The following is a 23109-nucleotide window of genomic DNA, read 5'->3' as shown; positions in this document are numbered from 1 at the left end:
TAGGACTTTGCAGCAGGAAAGCCACACTTCGGCGCGCTGTGTACGGCGAAGCGGATACAATCGGCTGGTAGACTCTGCCAACTTTGTATCCGGACGATAACGTGCCCCAATTCCTGGCCGGCCTGTTCATATTTCTGTTGCTGTCGACACCTGCGCCATGGGTGCAGGCGCAGGAGCGCGTCACGCTGCAACTGAAGCACAGCCACCAGTTCCAGTTTGCCGGCTATTACGCCGCGCTGGAAAAAGGCTATTACCGCGATGCCGGCCTCGATGTGCAACTGCTGGAAGGCAGCGACGGCAATGAACCGGAACGCGCCGTGCTCGACGGCCGTGCCCAGTACGGCGTTGCCAGCAGCAGCCTGCTGCTGGCGCGGCTGTCCGGCAAGCCGCTGGTGGTGCTGGCGGTCGTTTTCCAGCATTCTCCTTATGCGCTGGCGATGCGGCAGACCGGCCCGGCGCCGGATATCCGCAGCATCATCGGCAAGCGCGTGATGATCGGCTCCCTGACCGATGAACTGACCCAGGCCGACGAAGTCATGGCCTACCTGCGCAAGGAAGGCATCGCCAACAACCAGCTGGTGCGGGTGGAGCACAGCTTCAATCCGGACGACCTGGTGAAGGGCAGGGTCGACGCCATGTCGATTTATGTGACCAATGAGCCGGACTATCTTGACCGCCTTGGCTTCCCATACGACATCTATAGCCCGCGTGCAGCCGGCATTGATTTTTACGGCGACAACCTGTTCACCAGTGAAGAGGAAATCAAGAACCATCCTGACCGCGTGCGCGCCTTCCGCGCCGCCAGCATGCGCGGCTGGCAGTACGCCATGAGCCACCAGGAAGAAATCGTCGACCTGATCCTCAACAAGTATTCGCGCCAGCACGACCGCATGCACTTGCTGTACGAGGCGCGCCAGATGGTGCCGCTGGTGCAGCCGGTGCTGGTGGAAATCGGCTACATGAACCCGGACCGCTGGCAGCACATCGCCGACGTCTACACGGAACTGGGCATGCTGCCCAAAGGCGCCACCTGGGCCGGCTTCATGTATAACGCCGATCCCGGTTCGGACCTGACCTGGCTGTACCGTGTGCTCGGTGTGGCTGCAGGCTTGCTGGTGCTGGGCGCCATGATTCACTTCTCGCTGCTGGCGCGCGAGCGCACGCGCGCCGAGGAAACCATCCGCAAGGGCGAGCAGCGTTTCCGCACCATGTTCGAGGCGGCTCCGATGGGCATTGCCCTGATCGATTCGAGCGGCGGCCAGTTCCGCGACGTCAATCCGCGCTTCGCCGAGATTGCGGGACGCTCGGCGCAAGAGATGCGCCATAGCCGCTGGCTGGAAATCTGCCATCCGGACGATGTGGCTCCGGAACAGGAAAAGATGGCGCAGCTGGCCGCGCAGCAGATTGCCGGCTTCAAGATGGAGACGCGCCTGGTGCGTCCCGACGGCCGCATCGTGTGGGTGGAAGCCTCGATCAACGCGGTGGGGACGGAGAGCCAGCCGCACCACCTGTGCATGATCGAAGACATTACTGACAAGAAGGAAACTGAAGCGCTGATCTGGCAGCAGGCCAACTTCGACACGCTGACGCAGTTGCCGAACCGGCGCATGTTCCTCGACCGGCTGCAGCACGATATTCTGAAATCGCGCCGCGACGGCACCCGCATCGCCATCCTGTTCATCGACCTTGACCACTTCAAGGAAGTCAACGACACCCTGGGCCACCACCAGGGCGACGTGCTGCTGGTGGAGGCGGCGCGCCGCATCGGCGCCTGCGTGCGCCAGTCGGATACCGTGTCGCGCCTGGGCGGCGACGAGTTCACCGTGATCCTGCCGGAGCTGTCGGAAGTCGACCGGGTGGAGGACATTGCCCAGCACATCATCGACAGCCTGCGCATGCCGTTCCAGCTGGGGCAGGAGCAAGCCTTTGTCTCGGCCTCGATCGGCATCACCATTTACCCGGACGATGCCGGCAATATGGACGACTTGCTGAAGCATGCCGACCAGGCCATGTACGCCGCCAAGGGCGCGGGCCGCAACCGCTTCAGCTACTTCACGCCGGCCTTGCAGGTGGCCGCGCTGAACCGCATGCGCCTGACCAACGACTTGCGCGGCGCGCTGAAAGGCAACCAGCTCAAGCTGTACTTCCAGCCCATCGTGCATCTCCAGACCGGCAAGATCCACAAGGCCGAAGCGCTGATCCGCTGGGAGCATCCGCAGCGTGGCATGGTCAGCCCGCTGGAGTTCATCCCGCTGGCTGAATCAAGCGGCCTGATCGTCGATATCGGTGAATGGGTGTTCCGCGAGTCGGCGCAATGGGTCAAGCGCTGGCGCGAGGAAGTGCACCCCGGCTTCCAGGTCAGCCTGAACCAGTCGCCGATGGAATTCCAGCGCGAACGGGCCACCTACGCCGATTGGCTGGCCTACCTGCAGCAGCTCGGCGTGCCGGGTGAAAGCATCGTGGTGGAAATCACGGAAGGCCTGCTGCTGGACGCCAACACCAGCGTCACCGACAAGCTGCTGCAACTGCGCGACGCCGGCATCCAGGTCGCACTGGACGATTTCGGTACCGGCTATTCCTCGCTGTCCTACCTGAAGAAGTTTGACATCGACTATCTCAAGATCGACCGCAGCTTCACCCGCAACCTGGCGCCCGATTCAAGCGACATGGCGTTGTCCGACGCGATCATCGTTATGGCTCACAAGCTTGGACTGAACGTGATCGCCGAAGGGGTGGAAACCACCGAACAGCGCGACCTGCTGGCCGGCGCCGGCTGCGACTACGGCCAGGGCTACCTGTTCGCCCGTCCCCTACCCGCCGCAGACTTCGACGCCATGCTGCACCAGCAATCGATCCCCACCGCCGCAACCCCGCACGCCACTGCCGCTTGATTGGGCCGTACTTGACTCAAGTCAAAGCCAAGCCATATCACGAAAACCTATAGTTACTTCCGAACCAACCAAGGAGTAACGAAATGGGAAAAGAAAAACAGGTGTATATGGCCGGCGCCGGCATCGGCAACCTGGCGGCGGCGGCTTTCATGCTCCGCGATGGAAAAATGCGCGGTGACCAGATTCATATTTACGAATCGCTGGGCGTGGCAGGCGGCAGCCTGGATGGCGCGGGCAACGCGAAGGATGGTTACCGCCTGCGCGGCGGCCGCATGCTGACGACCGATAACTACGAATGCACCTGGGACCTGTTCGCCTCGATTCCGTCGCTGGTCCACCCTGGACAGTCGGTGCTCGATGAGACGCTGGCATTCAACGAACTGCATCAGTCGCACTCGCAAGCGCGCCTGGTTGACCGCAACCGCCATAAAGTGGATGTGACATCGATGGGCTTCAGCCTGCGCGACAGGATGGAGCTGCTCAAGCTGCACGAAGCGGATGAAGCGGCGTTGGGCAATTCCCCCATCACCGATCACCTGTCGCCGGCATTTTTCGAAACGCCGTTCTGGTACATGTGGGCCACCACCTTCGCCTTCCAGCCTTGGCACAGTGCGGTGGAATTCAAGCGCTACCTGCATCGCTTCATGAAGGAGTTCTCACGCATCGAAACGCTGGCCGGGGTCAAACGCACCGTGTACAACCAGTACGACTCGCTGGTCCGTCCATTGCAGGCATGGCTGGCGCAGCAGGGCGTGCGTATTGAAACCGGTTGCACCGTCACCGACATCAAGCTGGAAGACGGCAAGGACGCATTGGTGGTGCATGCAATCGAGCTCGAACGGGACGGCCAGCGCGAACTGCTACCGGTTACCCCTGACGACCTGGTGTTCTTCCAGAACGGCTCGATGACGGACGCCTCCAGTTTCGGCAGCATGGACTCTGCGCCGCCGCGTCTTGACCGCTACCAGAGTGGCGGCTGGAAGCTGTGGGAGCGCCTGGCGGAAGGCAGGCCGGAGCTTGGCAATCCAGCTGCGTTCAACCGCAATATCCAGCAATCGTGGTGGGAATCGTTCACGGTCACGCTGCATGATTCCATCTTCTTCGACCAGATGCAGGCCTTCAGCGGCAACGTCGCCGGTACTGGCGGCCTGGTGACCTTCAAGGATTCCAACTGGTTGATGTCCGTCGTGCTGGCGCACCAGCCGCACTTCGCCGATCAACCGGCCGACATAAAAGTCTTCTGGGGCTACGCCTTGCATCCGGACCGCGTCGGCAATTTCGTCGCCAAGCCGATGGCCGGCTGCACCGGCGAAGAGATTTTGCGCGAACTGGCGGGACACCTGAACTTCGAACCTGAAGTCTTCGCCCAGGCCAATTGCATTCCTTGCCGCATGCCCTACATCACCAGCATGTTCATGCCGCGCCATTACAGCGACCGGCCATTGCCGGTGCCAATCGGCTCGCGCAATCTCGCCCTGGTCAGCCAGTTCGTCGAAGTACCGGACGACGTGGTGTTCACGGTCGAGTACTCGGTGCGCGCAGCACAAATGGCGGTATACCAGCTGCTTGGTATCGAGCGCGAGATCCCGCCGATCAAGCGCCACGACAAGACGCTGGAAGTGATGCTGGCCGCGCTGGTCAAGGCAGCCTGATAACGACAAGCGGGCGGCGGATTGGGGAATCCTTGACCTGGCTCAAGGATTTTTCAGTCGCGCCCGCGCAAGATGCCGGCTATGAATCTCGCAAACTCACTCTTGCACGCGCTGGCTGATCACGGCGCGCGTGAAGTCTTTGGCATCCCCGGAGACTTCGTCCTTGCCTTCTTCGAACAAATTGAGAAATCTGGCGTCCTGCCCCTCTACACGCTGAGCCACGAGCCGGGCGTGGGTTTTGCAGCCGATGGGGCGGCACGCTACCACGGGCGCATAAGCGTGGCGGCGGTGACCTATGGTGCGGGGGCACTCAATATGGTCAACGCCGTCGCGGGCGCTTACGCAGAAAAGGTGCCAATGGTGGTGATCTCCGGCGCGCCGGGCACCAATGAACGCCGCAATGGATTCCTGCTGCACCACCAGGTCAAGCACCTGGACTCGCAAATGGCGATCTTCCGCGAGATCACCTGCGACCAGTGCGTGCTGGACGACCCCCAGCGCGCGCCGGAAGATATCGCCCGGGTGCTGCGCAGTGCGATCACGCATTCGCGTCCGGTCTACATCGAGCTGCCGCGCGACCTGGTGCATGCGCCTTGCGCGCGGGTGCACGCCCTGCCGGCGCCTGTGCATGATGCGGATGCCCTGGCAGCCTGCGTGGAAGAAGTGTTGGCCCGCCTGGAGCGCGCCGCGCGCCCCGTGCTGATGGTCGACATCGAGATCCGCCGCTTCGGCCTGGAGAGCAAGGTCGCGCAGCTGGCTGCCAAGCTGCAGGTGCCGGTCGTGACCTGCTTCATGGGCCGAGGACTGCTGGCCAGCGAGCCGGAAGCACCGCTGCTCGGCACCTACCTCGGCGTCGCCGGCGCACCGGAAGTCACCGAAGCCGTGGAAGGTTCGGACGCCCTGTTGATGCTGGGCGTGATCCTCTCCGACACCAATTTCGGCGTGCAGCGCGAACGCATCGACCTGCGCAAGTGCATGCTGGCGCTGGACGGCGACGTCACCCTCGGCTATCACACCTACCACGACATCCCGCTGGAAGCACTGGTGGACGGCCTGCTGGCCCATGCCAAGCCCTTGCGCGCCGATGCTGCCCTGCGCGGTGAGCGCACCGCCTATCCATGCGACCTGCCTGCGGACGACAACCCGCTGGTGCCGCGCGACGTGGCGAGCGCCATCAACGACATGATGCGCAAGCACGGCCGCATGACAATCGCCTCCGACATCGGCGATTGCCTGTTCACCGCGCTGGATATCGAGAACACCGACCTGCTGGCGCCCGGCTACTACGCCACCATGGGTTACGGCGTGCCGGCCGCCTTTGGCTTGCAGGCAGCCGGTGGTGAGCGCCCGCTGGTGCTGGTCGGCGACGGCGCCTTCCAGATGACCGGCTGGGAGCTGGGCAACTGCCAGCGCTACGGCCTGGACCCGATCGTGGTTATCTTCAACAACTGCAGCTGGGAGATGCTGCGCGCCTTCCAGCCGCAATCCGGCTTCTGCGACTTGAGCGACTGGCGCTTTGCCGACATGGCGCAAGCCTTGGGCGGCGACGGTTACCGCGTCACCACGCGCGCCGAACTGGCGGCGGCACTGGAAAGCGCCGTGCAGCAGCGCGGACGCTTCCAGCTGGTGGAAGTGATGCTGCCGCGCGGCGGCCAGTCCGACACCCTGGCCCGCTTCGTCAACGGCGTACGCCGCCTGCAGGGAAACAAAGCATGATCGAACTCGTTTGTCCCGCCGGCAGCTTGCCGGCATTGAAAGCTGCTGTCGATAACGGCGCCGATAGCGTCTACCTCGGCTTCCGCGACGCCACCAATGCCCGCAATTTCGCCGGCTTGAATTTCGATGAAGCCGCGATTGCTGAAGGCATCCGTTATGCGCACCAGCGTGGCCGCAAAGTACTGCTGGCGCTGAACACTTATCCGCAAGCGGCCAACTGGCAGCTGTGGCGCGAAGCAGTCGACCGCGCCGCCGGCGCCGGGATCGACGCCATCATCCTGGCCGACCCGGGCTTGATGGAATACGCCCGCAACAAGCATCCTGGCTTGCGCCTGCACTTGTCAGTGCAAGGCTCCGCCACCAACTACGAGGCGATCAACTTCTACCACGAGCAGTTCGGCATTTCGCGCGCCGTGCTGCCGCGCGTGCTGTCGATGCAGCAGGTCGAGCACCTGATCCGCCACGTGAAAACCGAGATCGAGGTCTTCGGTTTCGGCAGCCTGTGTGTGATGGTGGAAGGCCGCTGCGCCTTGTCGTCCTACGCCACCGGCGAATCGCCCAATACGGCCGGCGTTTGCTCGCCCGCCAAGGCAGTACGCTGGCAGCAGACACCGAAAGGCCTGGAATCGCGCCTGAACGGCGTCCTGATCGACCGCTACCAGCCGGACGAAAACGCCAGCTACCCCACGCTGTGCAAGGGACGCTTCGAAGTGGAAGGCGAAACCTATTACGCGATCGAGGAACCGGCCAGCCTGAATACCATGGAGCTGCTGCCGCAACTGGTGCAGATGGGCGTCAAGGCGATCAAGATCGAAGGCCGCCAGCGCAGTCCCGCCTACGTGGCGCAAGTGACGCAAGCCTGGCGCTCGGCGATCGATGCCTGCGGCGACGGCAAGCGGCGCTTCGCCATCCACCCGAGCTGGAGTGCCGCGCTGGACCGCGTGGCGGAAGGCCAGCAGCACACCCTGGGCGCCTATCACCGCAAATGGAAATGAGTATGTTGAAACTAGCCCTCGGCCCGGTGCTGTATTACTGGCCGCGCCTGACCATGTTCGAGTTCTACCAGCAGGTAGCCGAAAGTCCGGTCGATATCGTCTACCTCGGCGAAGTCGTATGTTCGCGCCGCCATGAACTGCGCCTGCCGGACTGGCTTGATATCGCCGCCCTGCTGCGCGATGCGGGCAAGGAAGCGGTGTTGTCCACCCAGGCGCTGATCGAATCGGGCGCCGAACTGACCACCATGCGCAAGTTGTGCGAACACCGCGACTTCCTGGTGGAGGCCAACGACTTCGGCGCCGTGCGCAACCTGGAAGGCGCTGGCTTTATCGCCGGCCCGCACCTGAATATCTACAGCGAGCCGACGCTGGCCGTGCTGGCTCGCCAGGGCGCGCGCCGCTGGGTGGCGCCGCTGGAAATGGACCGAACCGCCATCGCCACCCTGCTGAAGACGCAACCGGCCGGCATGGAGAGTGAGGTCTTCGCGTGGGGCCGCATGCCGCTGGCCTTCTCCGCCCGCTGCATGACCGCCCGCAACCGCAACCTGCCGAAGGACGATTGCCAGTTCAGCTGCATCGATTACCCGGACGGCCTGATCATGGACACACGCGAGCAGAAAGCCTTCCTGGTGCTGAACGGCATACAGACCCAATCCGCATTGTGCTGCAACCTGGTGCGCGTCATGCCGGAGATGGCCGACATGGGCATCAATGTGCTGCGCATCTCGCCGCAGTCGCGTGACACACTGGAAGTGTTGGCAGCCTTCGACAAGGTGCGCCGCGGCGAATGGCAGGCGCCGCATGCCGCCGTCGTGCTGGAGCCGCTGGCCCCCGGTGGCAGTTGCGATGGTTTCTGGTACGGCCAACCCGGCATGGAGCGCGTGGCATGACGACAGCACCGTTCCGCATCCCGCCCGCCATCGGCCGCCTGCTGGGCCGCCTGCCGCCGCAGCCGCCCGCCTGGCTGTTCGTGCAAGGGCTGAACCGAATCCTGGCGCCGCAATTGCCTGAAGACGTGCGCCAGGCCCTATTTGCCCGCCGCCTGCGCCTGCGGGTGGAAGACGCCGGCCTCGCGATCGACTTCAGCTGGCAGGGCAAGGGCTTTGAAATGGCCCGCCATGGCGAGCAGCCCGACCTCACCATCGGCGCCTGCGCGCACGATCTGGTGCTGATGGCGCGCCGCCAGGAAGATCCGGACACGCTGTTCTTCTGCCGCCGCCTGATCCTGGAAGGCGACACGGAACTGGGCCTGCTGTTCAAGAACACGCTGGACGGCCTGGACGCCAGCGCCTTCGACTGGCGCAAGCTGCTGCCGAAAATCCCGACGCCGCCCGGCGCCCGCCATGGCTGACAGGACGCTGCCGCTGGTGTATTCATGCTCCGGCTGCAGCAGCGCGGCCCAACTGGCCAACGCCGTCGCACTCAAGCTTGACCGCGACGGCACCGCGGAGATGTCCTGTATCGCCGGGGTTGGCGGCGGCGTCGCCCCGCTGGTCAAGCTGGCCCAGTCCGGCCGCACCATCATCGCCATCGACGGCTGCCCCTTGGCCTGCGCCCGCGAATGCCTGGCGAAGCAGGGCGTTACTCCCGGCCACCACCTCCTCCTCAACGAACTAGGCGTGCGCAAGAAAATGCACGCCGACTTCGATCCTGCCGATGTCGGCTATCTGTCCGGCCACGTTACCCGCCTCCTGTCGAAATCACAACCCTGACGGGGCGACAACCGTTTTCCCGCCAAAAGGCGATAATAACGATCGCGTTTCGCGGTTCTAATAGGCAAAGACTATTGAGTCTATTTGAACAATCAAATTTCCAAATCTCCGGGAAGGCCTTAAACTGGCGTCTCATTGATTCACAAACCCACGAGGAAACCACAATGTCCCTGATTAACACCCAAGTAAAACCATTCAAGGCCACCGCATACCACAACGGCAAATTCGTTGACCTGAGCGAAGAATCCCTGAAAGGCAAGTGGTCCGTATTCGTGTTCTACCCAGCCGACTTCACCTTCGTGTGCCCAACCGAGCTGGAAGACCTGGCAGACCACCACGCAGAATTCGCCAAGCTGGGCGTGGACGTGTACGGCATCTCGACCGACACCCACTTCGCCCACAAGGCATGGCACGACACTTCCGACGCCATCAAGAAAGTGCAGTACGCGCTGATCGGCGACCCAACCGGCACCCTGTCCCGCAACTTCGAAGTGATGATCGAAGAAGAAGGCCTGGCACTGCGCGGCACCTTCGTGATCAATCCGGAAGGCTTCATCAAAGTGATGGAAGTGCACGACAACGGCATCGGCCGCGACGCTGCTGAACTGCTGCGCAAAGTGAAGGCAGCCCAGTACGTGGCTTCCCACCCAGGCGAAGTGTGCCCAGCCAAGTGGACCGAAGGCGCAGCAACCCTGAAGCCATCGCTGGACCTGGTCGGCAAGATCTAAGCATCTAGTCTGCTAATGGCTTGAACAGGCGACCCCACGGGGTCGCCTTGGGGCGTTGAAGCGGTACCTACCGCAAGCGACTAATCAGAAAGGAATAGCCATGCTGGACGCAGACCTGAAAGCCCAACTCTCCTCCTACCTGGAGCGCGTTGTCCACCCGATCGAAATCGTGGCGCACACCGACGCCTCCGCCAAATCGCAGGAAATGTCGGCCCTGCTGCAGGACATCGTATCGGCCGGCCACGGCAAGATCACCGTCGTCGCAGGCACTGACGACAAGGCCCGCAAGCCTTCCTTCGACATCAACCGCAAAGGCACCGATATCGGCGTGAGTTTCGCCGGCATCCCGATGGGCCACGAATTCACCTCCCTGGTGCTGGCGCTGCTGCAAGTGGGCGGCCACCCGATCAAGCTGGACGAAAAAGTCGTCGAGCAGATCCGCAACCTGGACGGCGATTACGTCTTCGAAACCTTCATCTCCCTGAGCTGCCATAACTGCCCGGAAGTGGTGCAGGCGCTCAACGCCATGTCCGTGATCAACCCGCGCATCAAGGTGGTGGCGGTGGACGGCGGCGTGTTCCCGAAAGAAGTCGAGGAACGCCAGGTGATGGCCGTGCCGATGATGTACCTGAATGGCCAGCACTTCGGCCAGGGCCGCACCAACGTCGAGGAGATCCTCGCCAAGCTGGATACCGGCGCCTCGGCCCGCGCTGCGGCTGAACTGAGCAAGAAAGACGTGTTCGACGTGCTGATCGTCGGCGGCGGCCCTGCAGGCGCTGCTGCGGCCATCTACACGGCGCGCAAAGGCATCCGCACCGGCGTGATCGCCGACCGTTTCGGCGGCCAGGTGCTGGATACCCTGTCGATCGAGAACTTCATCTCGGTGAAGGAAACCGACGGCCAGAAGTTCGCGGTCGCCCTGGAGCAGCACGTCAAGGAATACGACGTGGACATCATGAACACCCAGCGCGCATCGAAGATCGTGCCGGGCAAGATCAAGGAAGTCCATACCGAGAGCGGCGCTGTGCTGAAAGCCAGGTCCGTGATCATTTCGACCGGCGCCCGCTGGCGCGAGATCAACGTGCCGGGCGAGAAGGAATACCGTAACCACGGCGTGGCCTACTGCCCGCACTGCGATGGCCCGCTGTTCAAGGGCAAGCGCGTAGCGGTGATCGGTGGAGGCAATTCCGGCGTGGAAGCGGCGATCGACCTGGCCGGCATCGTGGAGCATGTGACCCTGATCGAATTCGGCGCCGAACTGCGCGCGGATGCGGTGTTGCAGCGCAAGCTGGCCACCCTGCGCAATGTGAAGGTGATCAAGTCGGCCCAGACTTCCGAGATCCATGGCGATGGCAAGAAAGTGAACGGTTTGAGCTACACCGACCGCGAGACCGGGCAGTCGCATCGTGTCGACCTGGAAGGCGTGTTCGTCCAGATCGGCCTGGTGCCTAACACCGAATGGCTGAAGGGCACCATCGAGCTGTCCAAGCATGGCGAGATCGAGGTGGATGCCAAGGGGCAGACTTCGGAGACCGGCGTGTTCGCCGCGGGCGACGTGACCACTGTGCCGTACAAGCAGATCGTGATTGCGGTGGGCGAAGGCGCAAAGGCGGCGCTGGGGTCCTTCGACTATTTGATCCGCTCTTCGGCGGATGATGAGCCGGCGGCGATTGCAGCCTAAAACCGGTAAATCCGGGTCAGGCACAAGTGCCTGACCCATTCTGCGCAACAGCTGTTGGTGTTGGTTCTAGGCCTTTGACTTTCGACGAAGATCAACATCGCACAACCTAACCCGAGTCAGATGATCTGACTGTGTCTGACCCTGTGGGTCAGACACAGGTTTACCGGTTTCAGAAATGAAAAAAGCCCCGTCTGCACAGAGCGCGATCTAGAGCGCGTTCTGGCTGACGGGGCTTTTCTCTGAATATTGGCGGAGCGGACGGGGCTCGAACCCGCGACCCCCGGCGTGACAGGCCGGTATTCTAACCAACTGAACTACCGCTCCAATTCTTCATCAGCGTGACTGGTGGGCGTTGAGAGGGTCGAACTCCCGACCTAATCCTTGTAAGGGATCCGCTCTACCAACTGAGCTAAACGCCCCTGCCTTCACTGTCGAACGTTTGTCACAACGTTCAGAAGAGGCCGCATTATAGGATGGATTTTGAAAGCCGCGCAAGCCTTTTTCCAAAAAACCTCAAAATTATTTGGAAACCCCGATTTGCGACAGCAGCCAGGCCATCTCGAATGCCCTCTCGCCCAACGCGTTATAGCGCCCGGACGAGCCGCCATGGCCGGCGCCCATGTTCACCTTCAACAGCAGCGGGTTGCTGTCGGTCTTGTTGCGGCGCAGCTTGGCCACGTACTTGGCCGGCTCCCAGTACATCACCTGGCTGTCATTCAGGCTGGTGGTAACCAGCATGGCCGGATAATCTTTCAACAAGATGTTGTCGTACGGGGAATAGCTGCGCATGTAGTCGTAGGCCGCCTTCTCGTTCGGATTGCCCCACTCCAGGTACTCGCCGGTGGTCAGCGGCAGGCTGGCGTCCATCATGGTGTTCATGACGTCCACAAACGGCACCGCCGCGTGCACCGCCTTGAACAGGTCCGAACGCATATTCACCACGGCCCCCATCAGCAGGCCGCCGGCGCTGCCGCCCTGGATCGCCAGGCGGTCGCGCGAGGTCCATTTCTCCTTGACCAGGTATTCCGCGCTGTCGATGAAGTCGGTGAAGGTGTTCATCTTCTTCATCAGCATACCGTCGTCATGCCATTTCTCACCCATGTCATTGCCGCCCCGGATATGCGCCGCCGCGTAGATCACGCCGCGCTCCAGCATGCTCAGGCGGGTCAGCGAGAACGTCGCTTCCTGCGGAACGCCGTAGGAGCCATAGGAATACAGCACCAGCGGCGCCGAGCCATCCAGCTTCACGCCCTTCTTGTAGGCCACCCACAGGGGCACCTTCACGCCGTCGCGCGCGGTCGCCCACAGGCGCCTGGTCTCATATTGGCTGAAATCGAAACCACCCGCCACCTCCTGCTTTTTCAGCACGGTGCGCTCGCCGGTCTTCATGTCGACGTCGATGATGGTCGGCGGCGACAAGGGCGACTGGTAGCTGATGCGGTACTTGGTCAAGCCGTATTCCAGGTTGGTGGACGGCATCGACACATATACTTCGTCGTCAAACTTCACAATCAGCCACTTCTTGCTGGCGAAGTCGTAGATGCGGGTGTGGCCCAACGCCCGCGACTTTTCCTGCACGGCCAGGAAGCCCTTGAACACGGTGACGCCTTGCAGCAGGGTGTCCTTGTCGTGCGGGACGATCTCGGTCCACTTCTTCGGATCGGATACGGGCGCAGCCACCAGGCGGAAATTCTTGGCCGCCCTATTGGTGCGGATGTATAGCTTGCCTTCGCGATGGCCCATGACGTAATAGCGATGGCCCTTGCTGCGCCCCAGCACAGTCTTGAAACTGCCCTTTGGCTGGTCGGCCGGCAGCATGAAAACTTCGGTGGTATCGGTCGCACCCGACAGCAGGAAAACATGCTTGTTGTCCGAACCGGCAAAAACCTGCAGGGCGAATTGCTCGACCGGCTCGTGGAATACCTGCTCCGGCTGGCCGTCCAGCGCAAGGCGGAACAAGCGGTCGGAACGCTTGGTGGTCGGGTCTTCCTGCACCACGAACAGGGTCTTGTTGTCGGCGGCCCACGCGATCGTGGTCGTGCGCGACATGGTGGTCGACAGCACCTTGCCGGTGCCAAGGTCTTTCACATGCAGCTCGTACTGACGGAAGCCGTTGTTGTCGGTGGTGTAGGCCAGCAGCTTGCCGTCCGGGCTGGGCAGCACCATGCCGAGGGCGAAGTATTTCAGGCCTTCGGCCATGGCATTCTGGTCCAGCATGATTTCTTCCGGCGCGGCGGCGTCGTAGCTGCCGTCTGCCGCAGCCTTGCGGCGGCAATTGAGCTGGTACTGCTTGCCCGCTTCAATGCGGGTGTAATAGTAGTAACCGCCGCGGCGCGCCGGCACCGACAGGTCGACCGGTTGGGTGCGGTCCTTGAACTCCTTGTACAGCGTGTCGGCGAACGGCTTGATACTCTCGGTCATGGCGGCGGTGTAGCTGTTTTCCGCGTTCAGGTATTCGATGACGGCCGGATTGGTCTTGTCCTGCAGCCAGCGGTAATCGTCGGTGACCTGCTCGCCATGGCGGGTTTCCATCCACTGCGTTTTTTCGGCGACAGGCGGCTGCGGCAGGTCCGCAGCAAGAGCCTGTGCAGCCAGCAGGGGCAGCAACAGGCTGGTGATCAGTCGTTTGCTCACTTCTTCAGCTCCAAGGGGGGAAAATGTGCAATGATTCTAGGGTGCGATACTTAGAAATACAACAAGAATGATCACTACCGAAACGCTGTATGCGCGCGTCACCTGGCGCCTGCTGCCCTTCCTCTTCCTGTGCTACGTGGTGGCATACCTGGACCGGGTGAACGTCGGTTTTGCCAAGCTGCAGATGCAGGCGGACCTGCAGTTTTCCGACACCGTGTATGGGCTGGGCGCCGGGATCTTCTTCGTAGGCTACTTCCTGTGCGAGGTGCCTTCCAACCTGCTGATGCTGCGCGTCGGCGCGCGGCGCTGGATTGCGCGCATCATGGCCAGCTGGGGCCTGCTGTCGGCGGCCATGCTGTTCACCAGCAGCCCGGTGAGCTTCTATGTGATGCGCTTCCTGCTTGGCGTGGCGGAGGCGGGCTTCTTCCCCGGCGTGATCCTGTACCTCACCTACTGGTATCCGGCGCAGCGGCGCGCCCGCATCGTCGCCGTTTTCATGAGCGGCGTCGCGGTGGCGGGCGTGGTGGGCGGCCCGCTGTCGGGCTGGATCATGTCGCACTTTGGCGGCAGCGGCGGGCTGGCCGGCTGGCAGTGGCTGTTCCTGCTGGAGGGCTTGCCGGCAGTGGCGCTGGGCGTGCTGACGCTGGCGCTGCTGGACGATGGCATCGACGATGCCAACTGGCTTAACGACGAGGAAAAGGCGCTGTTGAAGCACGAGCTGGCGCGCGACGGCGCACCGCGCGCGCAATGGGGCCTGCGCCACGTGTTCGGCAGCAGCCGGGTGTGGATCCTGGCGCTGGTGTACTTCCTGCTGGTGATGGGGCTGTACGGCGTCGGCTTCTGGCTGCCGCAACTGATACGCAACAGCGGCGTGCAGGACGTGCTCGACATCGGGCTGCTGACCGCCATCCCGTATGGCATCGCAGCAGTGGCGATGATCCTGATTGCGCGCCATTCCGACCGCAGCGGCGAACGGCGCTGGCACGTTGCGCTGGCTGCCTTCATTGGCGCAGCAGCCTTGCTGGCGTCGACGCATTATGCAAACAACCCGGTGCTGGCGCTGGCGGCCTTGAGCGTGGCGACGGCCGGCATCCTCAGCACCTTCCCGGTGTTCTGGAGCATTCCGACCGCCATGCTGGGCGGCTCTGCGGCAGCGGCAGGCATCGCCATGATCAATTCGCTCGGCAACCTGGCCGGTTTTGTCAGCCCCTACCTGGTCGGCGCGATCAAGGACGCCACGCACAGTACAGCCAACGGCATGCTGCTGGTGGCGGCCTGCCTGGCGGCGGGCGGCGCCCTGGTGCTGCTATGCGTCGGCAGCAAAGGAGAAATGCTGTGAAGACTGGCCGCGAACTGCTGTCCGAACTGTTCAACGCCGCCCTGCGCGCGGCCGACCCGCTGGAAACCATTGCGGCCCACCTGCCGCCGCCGCCGAAAGGCCGTACCGTCATCATCGGCGCCGGCAAGGCGTCCGCGCGCATGGCGCAGGGCGTGGAGCGGCGCTGGCAGGGCCCCCTGAGCGGCGTCGTGGTGACGCGCTACGGACATGGCGCGCCCACGCAGCAGGTGGAAGTGATCGAGGCCGGCCACCCGGTGCCGGACGACGCCAGCCAGGCCGCAGCGCGCCGCATGCTGGCGGCAGTGCGGGGCCTGGGGCCGGACGATATGGTGCTGTGCCTGATGTCCGGCGGCGGCTCGGCGCTGATGTCGCTGCCGGCGCCCGGCATCACGCTGGAGCAGAAGCGCGACATCAACAAGGCTTTGCTGCGCAGCGGCGCGCCGATTGGCGACATCAATATCGTGCGCAAGCACCTGTCGGCGATCAAGGGGGGCCGCCTGGCGCTGGCTTGCGGCCAGGCGCGCGTGGTCACGCTAGTGCTGTCGGACGTGCCGGGCGACGATCCGGCCGTGGTGGCCAGCGGCCCGACCCTGGCCGATCCGTCGACCGCGCAGGACGCCCTGCGCATCCTGCAGCAATATGGCATCGAGCTGGCGCCCGCCGTGCGCGCAGTGCTGGAAGACCCGGCGCAGGAGACGCCAAAGCCCGGCGATTCACGCCTGGAGCGCAATAGCGTGGCGGTGATTGCCTCCGCCAGGCACGCCTTGCAGGCGGCGGCCGACATGGCCCGCGCCGAAGGCCTGCGCCCGCTGATATTGAGCGACAGGCTGGAAGGCGAATCGCGCACGGTGGCCGTGTCGCATGCCGCCCTGGCGCAAGGCGTGATCGAGCATGGCAGCCCATTGCGGCCGCCCTGCGTCATCCTGTCAGGCGGGGAAACCAGCGTCACGGTGCGCGGCACGGGCCGCGGCGGGCGCAATGCGGAATACCTGCTGGCGCTGGCTGTCGCGCTGCAGGGAGCGCCCGGCGTGCACGCCATCGCCTGCGACACCGACGGCATCGACGGCACCGAGGACAATGCCGGCGCCGTGCTGGGGCCGGACACGCTGCAGCGCGCCGCCGCCCAGGGCCTGGACGCCCGCGCCCTGCTCGACAACAACGACGGCTACAGCTTCTTCTCAGCGCTGGGCGACCTGGTGGTCACCGGCCCCACCCGCACCAATGTGAACGACTTCCGGGCGATCCTGCTTATTTGATGGCGGCGGCCAGCTTGGCCCACACCGCATCGCCAATGTCCTTGCGGCCGTCCGGCGCGCGGTAGGACAGGAAGAACGTCTCGTTTTTTTTTCCGGTTGCCATGTACATGAAGTAGGCCGGCTGTCCAGTGGTGCCGCTGATCATGGAAACCATCACGGCCGGGTGCCTGGCATCTTTGAATTCCTGGACCTGGATATTGGTGGCTGCACCGCGCAGTTTGTTCAGCGAACCGGGATCACTGATCCCGTAGAACACATGGTGGGCCGCGTCGTAAGTGACGTTGGTGGCGGTTGAACCGTACATATAGCCATTGCGGGTCGGCAGGCTGGCGGCGGTCGCCGTCGCGGCATCTTCCGGGCGCATCCAGTACGAATAGCCGATTTTCTTGACCTTGGACTGCTGGAATTCCGCCGGTACCGGCACGTTCAGGGCGATCTGGTACGGCAGGCGGCCCTGCATGAAGTCATTGACGGGAACGTCGCGCGTCTGCACAGCCACTGGCGCCGGGGCCGCAGCAGAAGCCGCAGGCTTGGACGCCTTCGCCGATGCCGATGCCGCCGGTGCGGCATTCGCCACTGCAGCCGTGGTGCTGATGGCCAGGCCGGCCACAAATAAAATCGATTTCAACTGGAACTCCTGTTTTTCATCTCTGCTTTCGGGGAAGGCTAATCCTCTCACGGCTTCCCTTTGCGGTGCAATGTTGTTTGTTCAAGCAGGGCAGCGGCTGGCTGGCTGGTCGCCGGCCGCTACGGCTTTCCTGAGCAGGTCCTGCGCTGCTTCCCGGTCGCCACGAGCGCCCCGCTCCAGTCTCAGGACGGCAGCGTTGTAGGCGGCGACTGGATTGCCCAGCGCCGCAGCGGCATCAAACGCCTTCCATGCGCGCTCGGGGCAAAGGCTGAACGTTTCATGACCGACGCCGGCGCGCAGCAAGCCATCGGCGTCGCCTTGCCTGGCAAACGTCTCTTCAAACTGTGCTGGCCAGCCTGTCACCAGCGATGCCATGACCGGCTCCCCTTTTTTGACGGCATACGGGCCAGTAACGAAAGCTGTAAAAGCTTGCTGCGTGGTGGTGAGCTTGCCGTCCTTGCTGTACCACAGGAAGCCGTCGGCACCGCTTACCTTGACGTCGCCCAGCTTGTTGGACAGTTGCCGCGCCAGCGGAAGATGATGCTTGTCGGGCGCTGTGCCGCTCCACGAAGACATCAGCACGACATGGCTGAGCTTCTTCTTCTTTTTGCTTTCCTGCCGGAGGACCTCCGCCAGTTTGTCGATCGTCATGATGCGGGAGTCGGGACCATACAAGTGCCAGGGGCTGCCATGGAGGGCGATGGTCATCCCCTCATCCCCGCCGTCCGGTACGGCCTCCGCGTACTGATACAAGGCATCCGATGCGGGCACGCATTCCTCGCGCATCGGATAGCAGTTATCGATATTGAGCACGCCTTTCAGCGGCAGTGTCGTTGGGCAGCCTGCTTGCGCAACGGCGCAGCCAGCCAGCAGGGAAATGAGGGCAAATCGGTGATGGAGTGTCACATGGATTCCTGTTTGATTACCTGGGAGGTAATCGTCGCATGGCATGGATTTGTTGACAATGGCTTCACCAACCAACGAAAGGAGAAACACCATGCAAATCGTCGACAAATACCTGGCAGCCTGGAACGAGCGCAGCGCCGATGAGCGCCGTGCCCGTGTGGCAGCGGCTTTCACTCCGGAAGCCAACTACAAGGACCCGCTGATGCAGGGCGCCGGCCATGGTGCGATCGACGCCATGATCGCCGGCGCGCAGGGGCACTTCCCCGGCCACCGTTTTGAACTGGCCGGCACCCCGGACAGCCATGGCGACGTGCTGCGCTTCTCGTGGACGCTGGGCGCGCCTGGCAGCGATCCGGTTGCCAAAGGCACCGACTTCGCAGTTCTCGCGGCGGACGGGCGCCTGGCCAGCGTGACCGGCTTTATCGACTACTTCGCACAGTAAGGAAGGGAGGCAATCATGACCGCATACAAGATCTCGGGCGCCCGCGTGATCGAACCGAACACCGTGCGTACTGCCGACGGCGTCAACCTGTTCTACCGCGACTGGGGCGATGGCGAACCGGTTCTGTTCGTGGGTGGCTGGTCGCTGGGTGCCGATTCCTGGTGCTACCAGATGCTGGCGCTGGCGGAGCAGGGCATGCGCGTGATTGCCTTCGACCGGCGCGGCCACGGCCGCTCCAGCGATCCTGGCCGCGGCTATGACTTCAACACCCTGGCCGACGACCTGGGTGCCGTGCTGGAAGCGCTTGACCTGGATGAAGTCACCCTGGTGGCCCATTCGATGGGCTGCAATGAAGTGGTGCGCTACCTGACCCGCCACGGGCAGCGCCGCATCAGGCGCGTCGCCTTGCTGGGGACCATGACGCCTTGCATCGCCAGGTCTGCCGACAACCCGGACGGCATCGATCCGGCGCTGCTGGAATACTTCCGCAAGGAGCAGCTGATGAAGGACCTGCCGAAATGGATCGATGAAAACCTGCCGCCGTTCGTGGCCGAACATACGCCACCAGGCATGCGTGACTGGCTGCGCGCCATGCCGCTGCAAGCCTCGCTGCAGGCATTGTACGAATGCAACCGCTCGCTGCAGCGCGAAGATTTCCGTGCCGAGCTGCCGAACGTTACGCTGCCGGTTCTGCTGTTTGCCGGCACCAATGACGCCAGCGCGCCGTTCGAGCTGACCGCCAGGCCGAGCGCCGCACTGCTACCCAATGCGAAACTTCAAGTGTACGAAGGCGCGCCGCATGGTATGTTCCTCACCCACATGGCAAGAGTGAACAGCGACTTGCTGGACTTCATACGGTCTTGAGGGGAGCGATATGGGAGCGGCGGCACCAGGGCAGTATTTCAGCGACTACGCAGCGGCGATGCGCTATTGGCGCGGCAAGCGCGGTTTCAGCCAGTTGCGGCTGTCGACCGAGAGCGGCATCTCGCAGCGGCATATCAGTTTCCTGGAAAGCGGACGCTCGCAGCCCAGCCGCGAAATGATCCTGAAACTGGGCATTGTCCTCGACATCCCGCTACGGGAGCGCAATGTGATGCTGCTGGCAGCCGGATACGCGCCGGCCTACCAGGAGCGCAACTTGTCCGATCCCGAAATGAAGGCGGTGAAGCAGGCGCTGGACTTCATGCTGCGACAGCAGGCGCCCTATCCTGCACTGGTGGTGGACCGCTTGTGGAACCTGGTCATGAGCAACGGCCCGGCAGCCAAGATGATCGAGTGGCTGCTCGATGGCCCGCCTACTACCTCCAACGTGATCAAGCTGACCCTGGAGCCGAATGGCCTGCGCAAGTACATCGTCAATTGGGAGGATGTCAGCGTCGACCTGCTGCAATGGATTCAACGGGAGGCCATGGGCGACGGGCCGGGCAGTGAAGCGACCATGTTGCTGGAGGAGCTGCTGGCGATTCCAGGCATCCGTGCGGCGTCGAAGACTGCCAACCTGGACCGCCGCGCGCTGCCCTTCCTGCCGTTCACGGTGCGAAAGGATGGCGTGGAGCTCAACCTGTTCACCACCATCGCCACGCTCGGCACGCCGCACGACGTCACGGTGCATGAGTTGCGCGTGGAGGCATTCTTCCCCGCCGACGAAGCGACGGCGCAGTGGTTCCGCAAGCTGCCGGCCTAAAACTCTTCCCAGTCGTCGCCGGGCGGCGTGGCGCGCGCCGGCGCCGCTGACTGCTTGCCCGCCGCGCCAGCGCGCGCCGCCTTGGCCGGTGCAGCAGGGGCGGCCGGAGCTTCATCCTCCACAGCATTCACTGCCGGCACGGAAGCGCCGACGCCATTTGCTTTTGCAGCCTGCGCCGTGCGCCTTGCCGCCCCGCCTTTCACCGCATTGCCGGCCGCACCACTGCCGGCAGGGGCGCGGGCCGCCCTCAGCGCAGGCACTATGGCCTGCGCCGGGACGCTGGTCGCAGTGGAGGCGCGCGCAACCGGCGCCGAATATTGCCCTGCCGAGCCTTCCATCCGGAATACCGCCACTGCCTCCACCAGCCGCTCGGATTGCTCCTGCATGCTACGCGCCGCTGCGGCCGCCTGTTCCACCAGCGCCGCATTCTGCTGCGTTGCGTTATCCATTTCCGCGATGGCAGTGTTCACCTGTTCAATTCCGGAAGACTGCTCCTGGCTGGCCGAGGTGATCTCATTCATGATGTCCGCCACCTGCTGCACCGACGCCACGATCTGCTTCATGGTCGCACCGGCGCGATCCACCAGCGCACCGCCCGCGTCAACCTTGGCGATCGAATCGTCAATCAGTTCCTTGATTTCCTTGGCCGCTGCCGCGCTGCGCTGCGCAAGGTTGCGCACCTCCGACGCCACGACGGCGAAACCGCGGCCCTGCTCGCCGGCGCGCGCCGCCTCCACCGCGGCATTCAGGGCCAGGATATTGGTCTGGAAGGCGATGCCGTCAATCACGCTGATGATGTCCGCCATGCGCGCCGAACTGGCCTTGATCCCGCCCATGGTATCGACCACCTCGCCCACCACTTGCCCGCCTTCGCTGGCATGGCCGGCAGCCGACACCACAAGCTGGTTGGCCTGGCGCGCGTTGTCGGCGTTCTGCCGGACCGTCGAGGTCAACTCCTCCATCGAGGAGGCGGTTTCCTCCAGGCTGGCCGCCTGCTGCTCGGTGCGGCGCGACAGGTCGAGATTGCCGGCCGCGATTTCCGCCGCGGCGGTATTGATGGTATCGGTGGACGTGCGTACCGAGCCGACGGTGCGCTTCAGCGAGGCCACCATTTCTTGCAGGGCATTCAGCAAGCGCCCGGTTTCATCCTTGCGGCTGGTGTCGATGTCGGCAGTCAGGTCGCCGTGGGCCACGGTTTCGGCCACCTCCACCGCCTGCAGCAAGGGCCCGGTCACGGAACGGGTGATCAGGTAGCCTGCCGCCACCGACAGCGCGGTTGCCAGCACCAGCAGGCCGATCATCAGCATGGTTGCATTCGATGCGGACTCGGTTGCTTCCGCGCTATCCTGCCCCATCAGCTTGTTTTGCAGGGCAAGGATGGCGTCGAGTTTGCCGAAATAGGTGTTTTGCAGCGGGATGGCCTGCTTGAACAGCGTTTGCACCGCGCTGTCCTGGTCGCCTTCCTTGAACAGCTTGACCACCTCATCGCGCTTGGCTCGGAAAGCTTCGAACGCCTGCGTTTCTTCGGCAAACAGTTTCTTGGCCTCTTCCAGTACCAGGATCTTCTGCAGCTTTTGCGCCGCCGCGGCGCCTGCCGTATCAGCTTCCGCCATGCTGGCCAGGAAAGCGTCGCTGCTGATCTTGTCCGGCGCCAGCATGGCATTGCGCAAGGCTTGCGCCGAGCGGTTGGAATAGCTGCGCATCTCGTTGGTCAGCTGCACCTTCAGGTAGCGATCGCTGATCAGGCGCTCGGTCAGGGTCGAGTTGTGGCTCAGGCGGCTGATCCCTGTCAGCGACATTGCCAGCTGGATCGCAATGGCCAGCGCAAAACCGATCGCCAGCTTCACACCGATATTCATGTTCGAAAAGCTCATGCCAAGCCTCGCCAGAAAGTGGTTTTTTTTCGATGATCGCACAGGCATGGTAACGCGGCGCAGCGCTCAATGCCACAGCAAAGTCAGGGAAGTTGCTGGTACGCTGAAATGATGCCACGCCCATGGTCCGGCACCAGGGCGCGGCCGTTCGCTTCGCCGACATATTTGCCGTAGATGCGCGCCACAGTGCCATCGGCCACCATGCCGAGCAAGGCATCGGCAAACACCTTGCGCGCGGCCGGGGAGAGGTCGCTGCGAGAGAGATAAGCGCCGGCCAGCACGGGGAACGATTCCGTGACCGGCATCACGCTGACGTGCCCCTGCAGGCCGGCGCTTTGCAGGTAGCGCGCATAGATCGTCATCGGCGCCAGTGTCGCCTCGGCGCGTTTCGAGGCTATTTTTCGGAAGGCGATATCAAAGTCGTTGACCACTTCGACCCGGCCCTGTTCGCGCAAGCGGGCGACCTGGGCCTCGGCGTCGGGCGTGTACAGGATGCCACGCACCAGGTTCAGGCGCGCGCTGCTATGTTCCACGAATTCGGCCAGCGATTTGTAACTGCCCGTCACGCGGTGCGATAACACCAGGTCGAAGCGCGTGGTGACAAAGGGCACGAACTGGCCGAGGCGGTCGCGCTCTGCGCTGCGGGCCGAGCTGGCGGTTACGTTGATGCGGCCGCCGGCATATTCCGCCCAGAGCCGCGCCCGCGGGTACCAGCTGATATCGAGCGGACAGTTGGTGCGGCGCGCCAGTTCCCGCACGACGTCGATGGCGGCCCCGCCAACCCTGTCGTCCTCGCGAAAGGAGGCCTGGCCAAGGTCGCTGGCGCCGGCATGCAGTGGTGCTGGGCAGGCAGGGGCGGCAATTGCTGGGGTGGCGGCAAAGGCGAACAGCAGGGGCAGGATGTACATGCCCAGCAGTATATCCGCCGGGCACCTTGCTCAAAATGCTGTATATAATTACAGTATCACTAG

19 protein-coding genes and 2 tRNA genes are annotated in these 23109 nt (G+C 63.4%); 14 read left to right on the top strand and 7 right to left on the bottom strand.

Annotation, left to right across the window (positions count from 1 at the left end; translation table 11 throughout):
- Window positions 1–101 precede the first annotated feature (101 nt).
- The 9 genes from ACN9MW_RS00600 (at window position 102) to ahpF (ending at window position 11375) form a co-directional block, all read left to right on the top strand.
- Window positions 102–2891 carry an EAL domain-containing protein gene (locus tag ACN9MW_RS00600; protein WP_426166571.1) on the top strand — a complete coding sequence of 930 codons (2790 nt, stop codon included), beginning with the start codon at window positions 102–104 and terminating at the stop codon, window positions 2889–2891.
- Window positions 2892–2974: 83 nt separating this feature from the next.
- The gene (locus tag ACN9MW_RS00595; RefSeq protein WP_426166569.1) at window positions 2975–4543 is read left to right on the top strand and encodes an oleate hydratase; all 1569 of its coding nucleotides are present in this window, start codon (window positions 2975–2977) and stop codon (window positions 4541–4543) included.
- An 81-nt stretch (window positions 4544–4624) separates the two neighbouring features.
- Window positions 4625–6259 carry an indolepyruvate/phenylpyruvate decarboxylase gene (gene ipdC, locus ACN9MW_RS00590; RefSeq protein WP_426166567.1) on the top strand — a complete coding sequence of 545 codons (1635 nt, stop codon included), beginning with the start codon at window positions 4625–4627 and terminating at the stop codon, window positions 6257–6259.
- Window positions 6256–7254: a ubiquinone anaerobic biosynthesis protein UbiU gene (ubiU, locus tag ACN9MW_RS00585; protein ID WP_426166565.1), complete on the top strand. Its 999-nt coding sequence runs from the start codon at window positions 6256–6258 to the stop codon at window positions 7252–7254. The genes ipdC and ubiU overlap by 4 nt, the downstream gene beginning before the upstream one ends.
- 2 nt (window positions 7255–7256) lie before the next feature.
- Window positions 7257–8144: a U32 family peptidase gene (locus ACN9MW_RS00580; protein ID WP_426166563.1), complete on the top strand. Its 888-nt coding sequence runs from the start codon at window positions 7257–7259 to the stop codon at window positions 8142–8144.
- On the top strand, window positions 8141–8605 hold the full coding sequence (gene ubiT, locus ACN9MW_RS00575) for a ubiquinone anaerobic biosynthesis accessory factor UbiT (RefSeq protein WP_426166561.1): 465 nt from the start codon (window positions 8141–8143) through the stop codon (window positions 8603–8605). Before ACN9MW_RS00580 ends, ubiT begins: the two co-directional genes overlap by 4 nt.
- Complete coding sequence (locus tag ACN9MW_RS00570) at window positions 8598–8966, top strand: putative zinc-binding protein (RefSeq protein WP_426166559.1); 369 nt, start codon at window positions 8598–8600, stop codon at window positions 8964–8966. Before ubiT ends, ACN9MW_RS00570 begins: the two co-directional genes overlap by 8 nt.
- 164 nt (window positions 8967–9130) lie before the next feature.
- On the top strand, window positions 9131–9694 hold the full coding sequence (ahpC, locus tag ACN9MW_RS00565) for an alkyl hydroperoxide reductase subunit C (protein ID WP_057265746.1): 564 nt from the start codon (window positions 9131–9133) through the stop codon (window positions 9692–9694).
- 100 nt (window positions 9695–9794) lie between these two features.
- Window positions 9795–11375 (top strand): alkyl hydroperoxide reductase subunit F, encoded by a 1581-nt coding sequence (ahpF, locus tag ACN9MW_RS00560; RefSeq protein ID WP_426166557.1) that lies wholly within the window; start codon window positions 9795–9797, stop codon window positions 11373–11375.
- A 247-nt stretch (window positions 11376–11622) separates the two neighbouring features.
- Here ahpF and ACN9MW_RS00555 read toward each other — a convergent pair.
- The 3 genes from ACN9MW_RS00555 to ACN9MW_RS00545 form a co-directional block, all read right to left on the bottom strand.
- Window positions 11623–11699 (bottom strand) — tRNA-Asp (locus ACN9MW_RS00555).
- A 19-nt stretch (window positions 11700–11718) separates the two neighbouring features.
- A tRNA-Val gene (locus ACN9MW_RS00550) sits at window positions 11719–11794 on the bottom strand.
- A 100-nt stretch (window positions 11795–11894) separates the two neighbouring features.
- Window positions 11895–14009: a S9 family peptidase gene (locus tag ACN9MW_RS00545; protein WP_426166555.1), complete on the bottom strand. Its 2115-nt coding sequence runs from the start codon at window positions 14007–14009 to the stop codon at window positions 11895–11897.
- A gap of 67 nt (window positions 14010–14076) precedes the next feature.
- Between ACN9MW_RS00545 and ACN9MW_RS00540 the strand changes: the two genes are divergently transcribed.
- The gene (locus ACN9MW_RS00540) at window positions 14077–15348 is read left to right on the top strand and encodes an MFS transporter (protein WP_426166553.1); all 1272 of its coding nucleotides are present in this window, start codon (window positions 14077–14079) and stop codon (window positions 15346–15348) included.
- On the top strand, window positions 15318–16604 hold the full coding sequence (locus ACN9MW_RS00535) for a glycerate kinase type-2 family protein (protein ID WP_426166551.1): 1287 nt from the start codon (window positions 15318–15320) through the stop codon (window positions 16602–16604). Before ACN9MW_RS00540 ends, ACN9MW_RS00535 begins: the two co-directional genes overlap by 31 nt.
- Here the strand turns inward: ACN9MW_RS00535 and ACN9MW_RS00530 are convergent.
- Both ACN9MW_RS00530 and ACN9MW_RS00525 read right to left on the bottom strand, forming a co-directional pair.
- Window positions 16597–17232, bottom strand: coding sequence for a hypothetical protein (locus ACN9MW_RS00530; RefSeq protein ID WP_426166549.1), 636 nt, complete (start codon window positions 17230–17232; stop codon window positions 16597–16599). The genes ACN9MW_RS00535 and ACN9MW_RS00530 overlap by 8 nt on opposite strands.
- 81 nt (window positions 17233–17313) lie before the next feature.
- Complete coding sequence (locus tag ACN9MW_RS00525; RefSeq protein ID WP_426166547.1) at window positions 17314–18138, bottom strand: hypothetical protein; 825 nt, start codon at window positions 18136–18138, stop codon at window positions 17314–17316.
- Between the two features lie 91 nt (window positions 18139–18229).
- Between ACN9MW_RS00525 and ACN9MW_RS00520 the strand changes: the two genes are divergently transcribed.
- The 3 genes from ACN9MW_RS00520 to ACN9MW_RS00510 are packed head-to-tail and all read left to right on the top strand — an operon-like array spanning window position 18230 to window position 20264.
- Window positions 18230–18580, top strand: coding sequence for a nuclear transport factor 2 family protein (locus ACN9MW_RS00520; protein WP_426166545.1), 351 nt, complete (start codon window positions 18230–18232; stop codon window positions 18578–18580).
- Between the two features lie 15 nt (window positions 18581–18595).
- Window positions 18596–19444 carry an alpha/beta fold hydrolase gene (locus ACN9MW_RS00515; RefSeq protein WP_426166543.1) on the top strand — a complete coding sequence of 283 codons (849 nt, stop codon included), beginning with the start codon at window positions 18596–18598 and terminating at the stop codon, window positions 19442–19444.
- 10 nt (window positions 19445–19454) lie between these two features.
- Complete coding sequence (locus ACN9MW_RS00510; RefSeq protein ID WP_426166541.1) at window positions 19455–20264, top strand: helix-turn-helix domain-containing protein; 810 nt, start codon at window positions 19455–19457, stop codon at window positions 20262–20264.
- On the opposite strand, the gene ACN9MW_RS00505 is transcribed toward ACN9MW_RS00510, so the two are convergent.
- Together ACN9MW_RS00505 and ACN9MW_RS00500 are read right to left on the bottom strand one after the other, a co-directional pair.
- Window positions 20261–22138 carry a methyl-accepting chemotaxis protein gene (locus tag ACN9MW_RS00505; protein ID WP_426166539.1) on the bottom strand — a complete coding sequence of 626 codons (1878 nt, stop codon included), beginning with the start codon at window positions 22136–22138 and terminating at the stop codon, window positions 20261–20263. The two genes, ACN9MW_RS00510 and ACN9MW_RS00505, sit on opposite strands and share 4 nt — an antisense overlap.
- Window positions 22139–22221: 83 nt before the next feature.
- Entirely contained in the window at window positions 22222–23046 is an 825-nt protein-coding gene (locus ACN9MW_RS00500; RefSeq protein WP_426166537.1) for a substrate-binding periplasmic protein, read from the bottom strand.
- Window positions 23047–23109 lie beyond the last annotated feature (63 nt).

Source organism: Pseudoduganella sp. R-34, from assembly GCF_049904655.1.
GTDB lineage: Bacteria > Pseudomonadota > Gammaproteobacteria > Burkholderiales > Burkholderiaceae_D > Rugamonas.
Note: the sequence above shows the minus strand (reverse complement) of the source record. Positions and strands in the feature narration are given on the sequence as shown.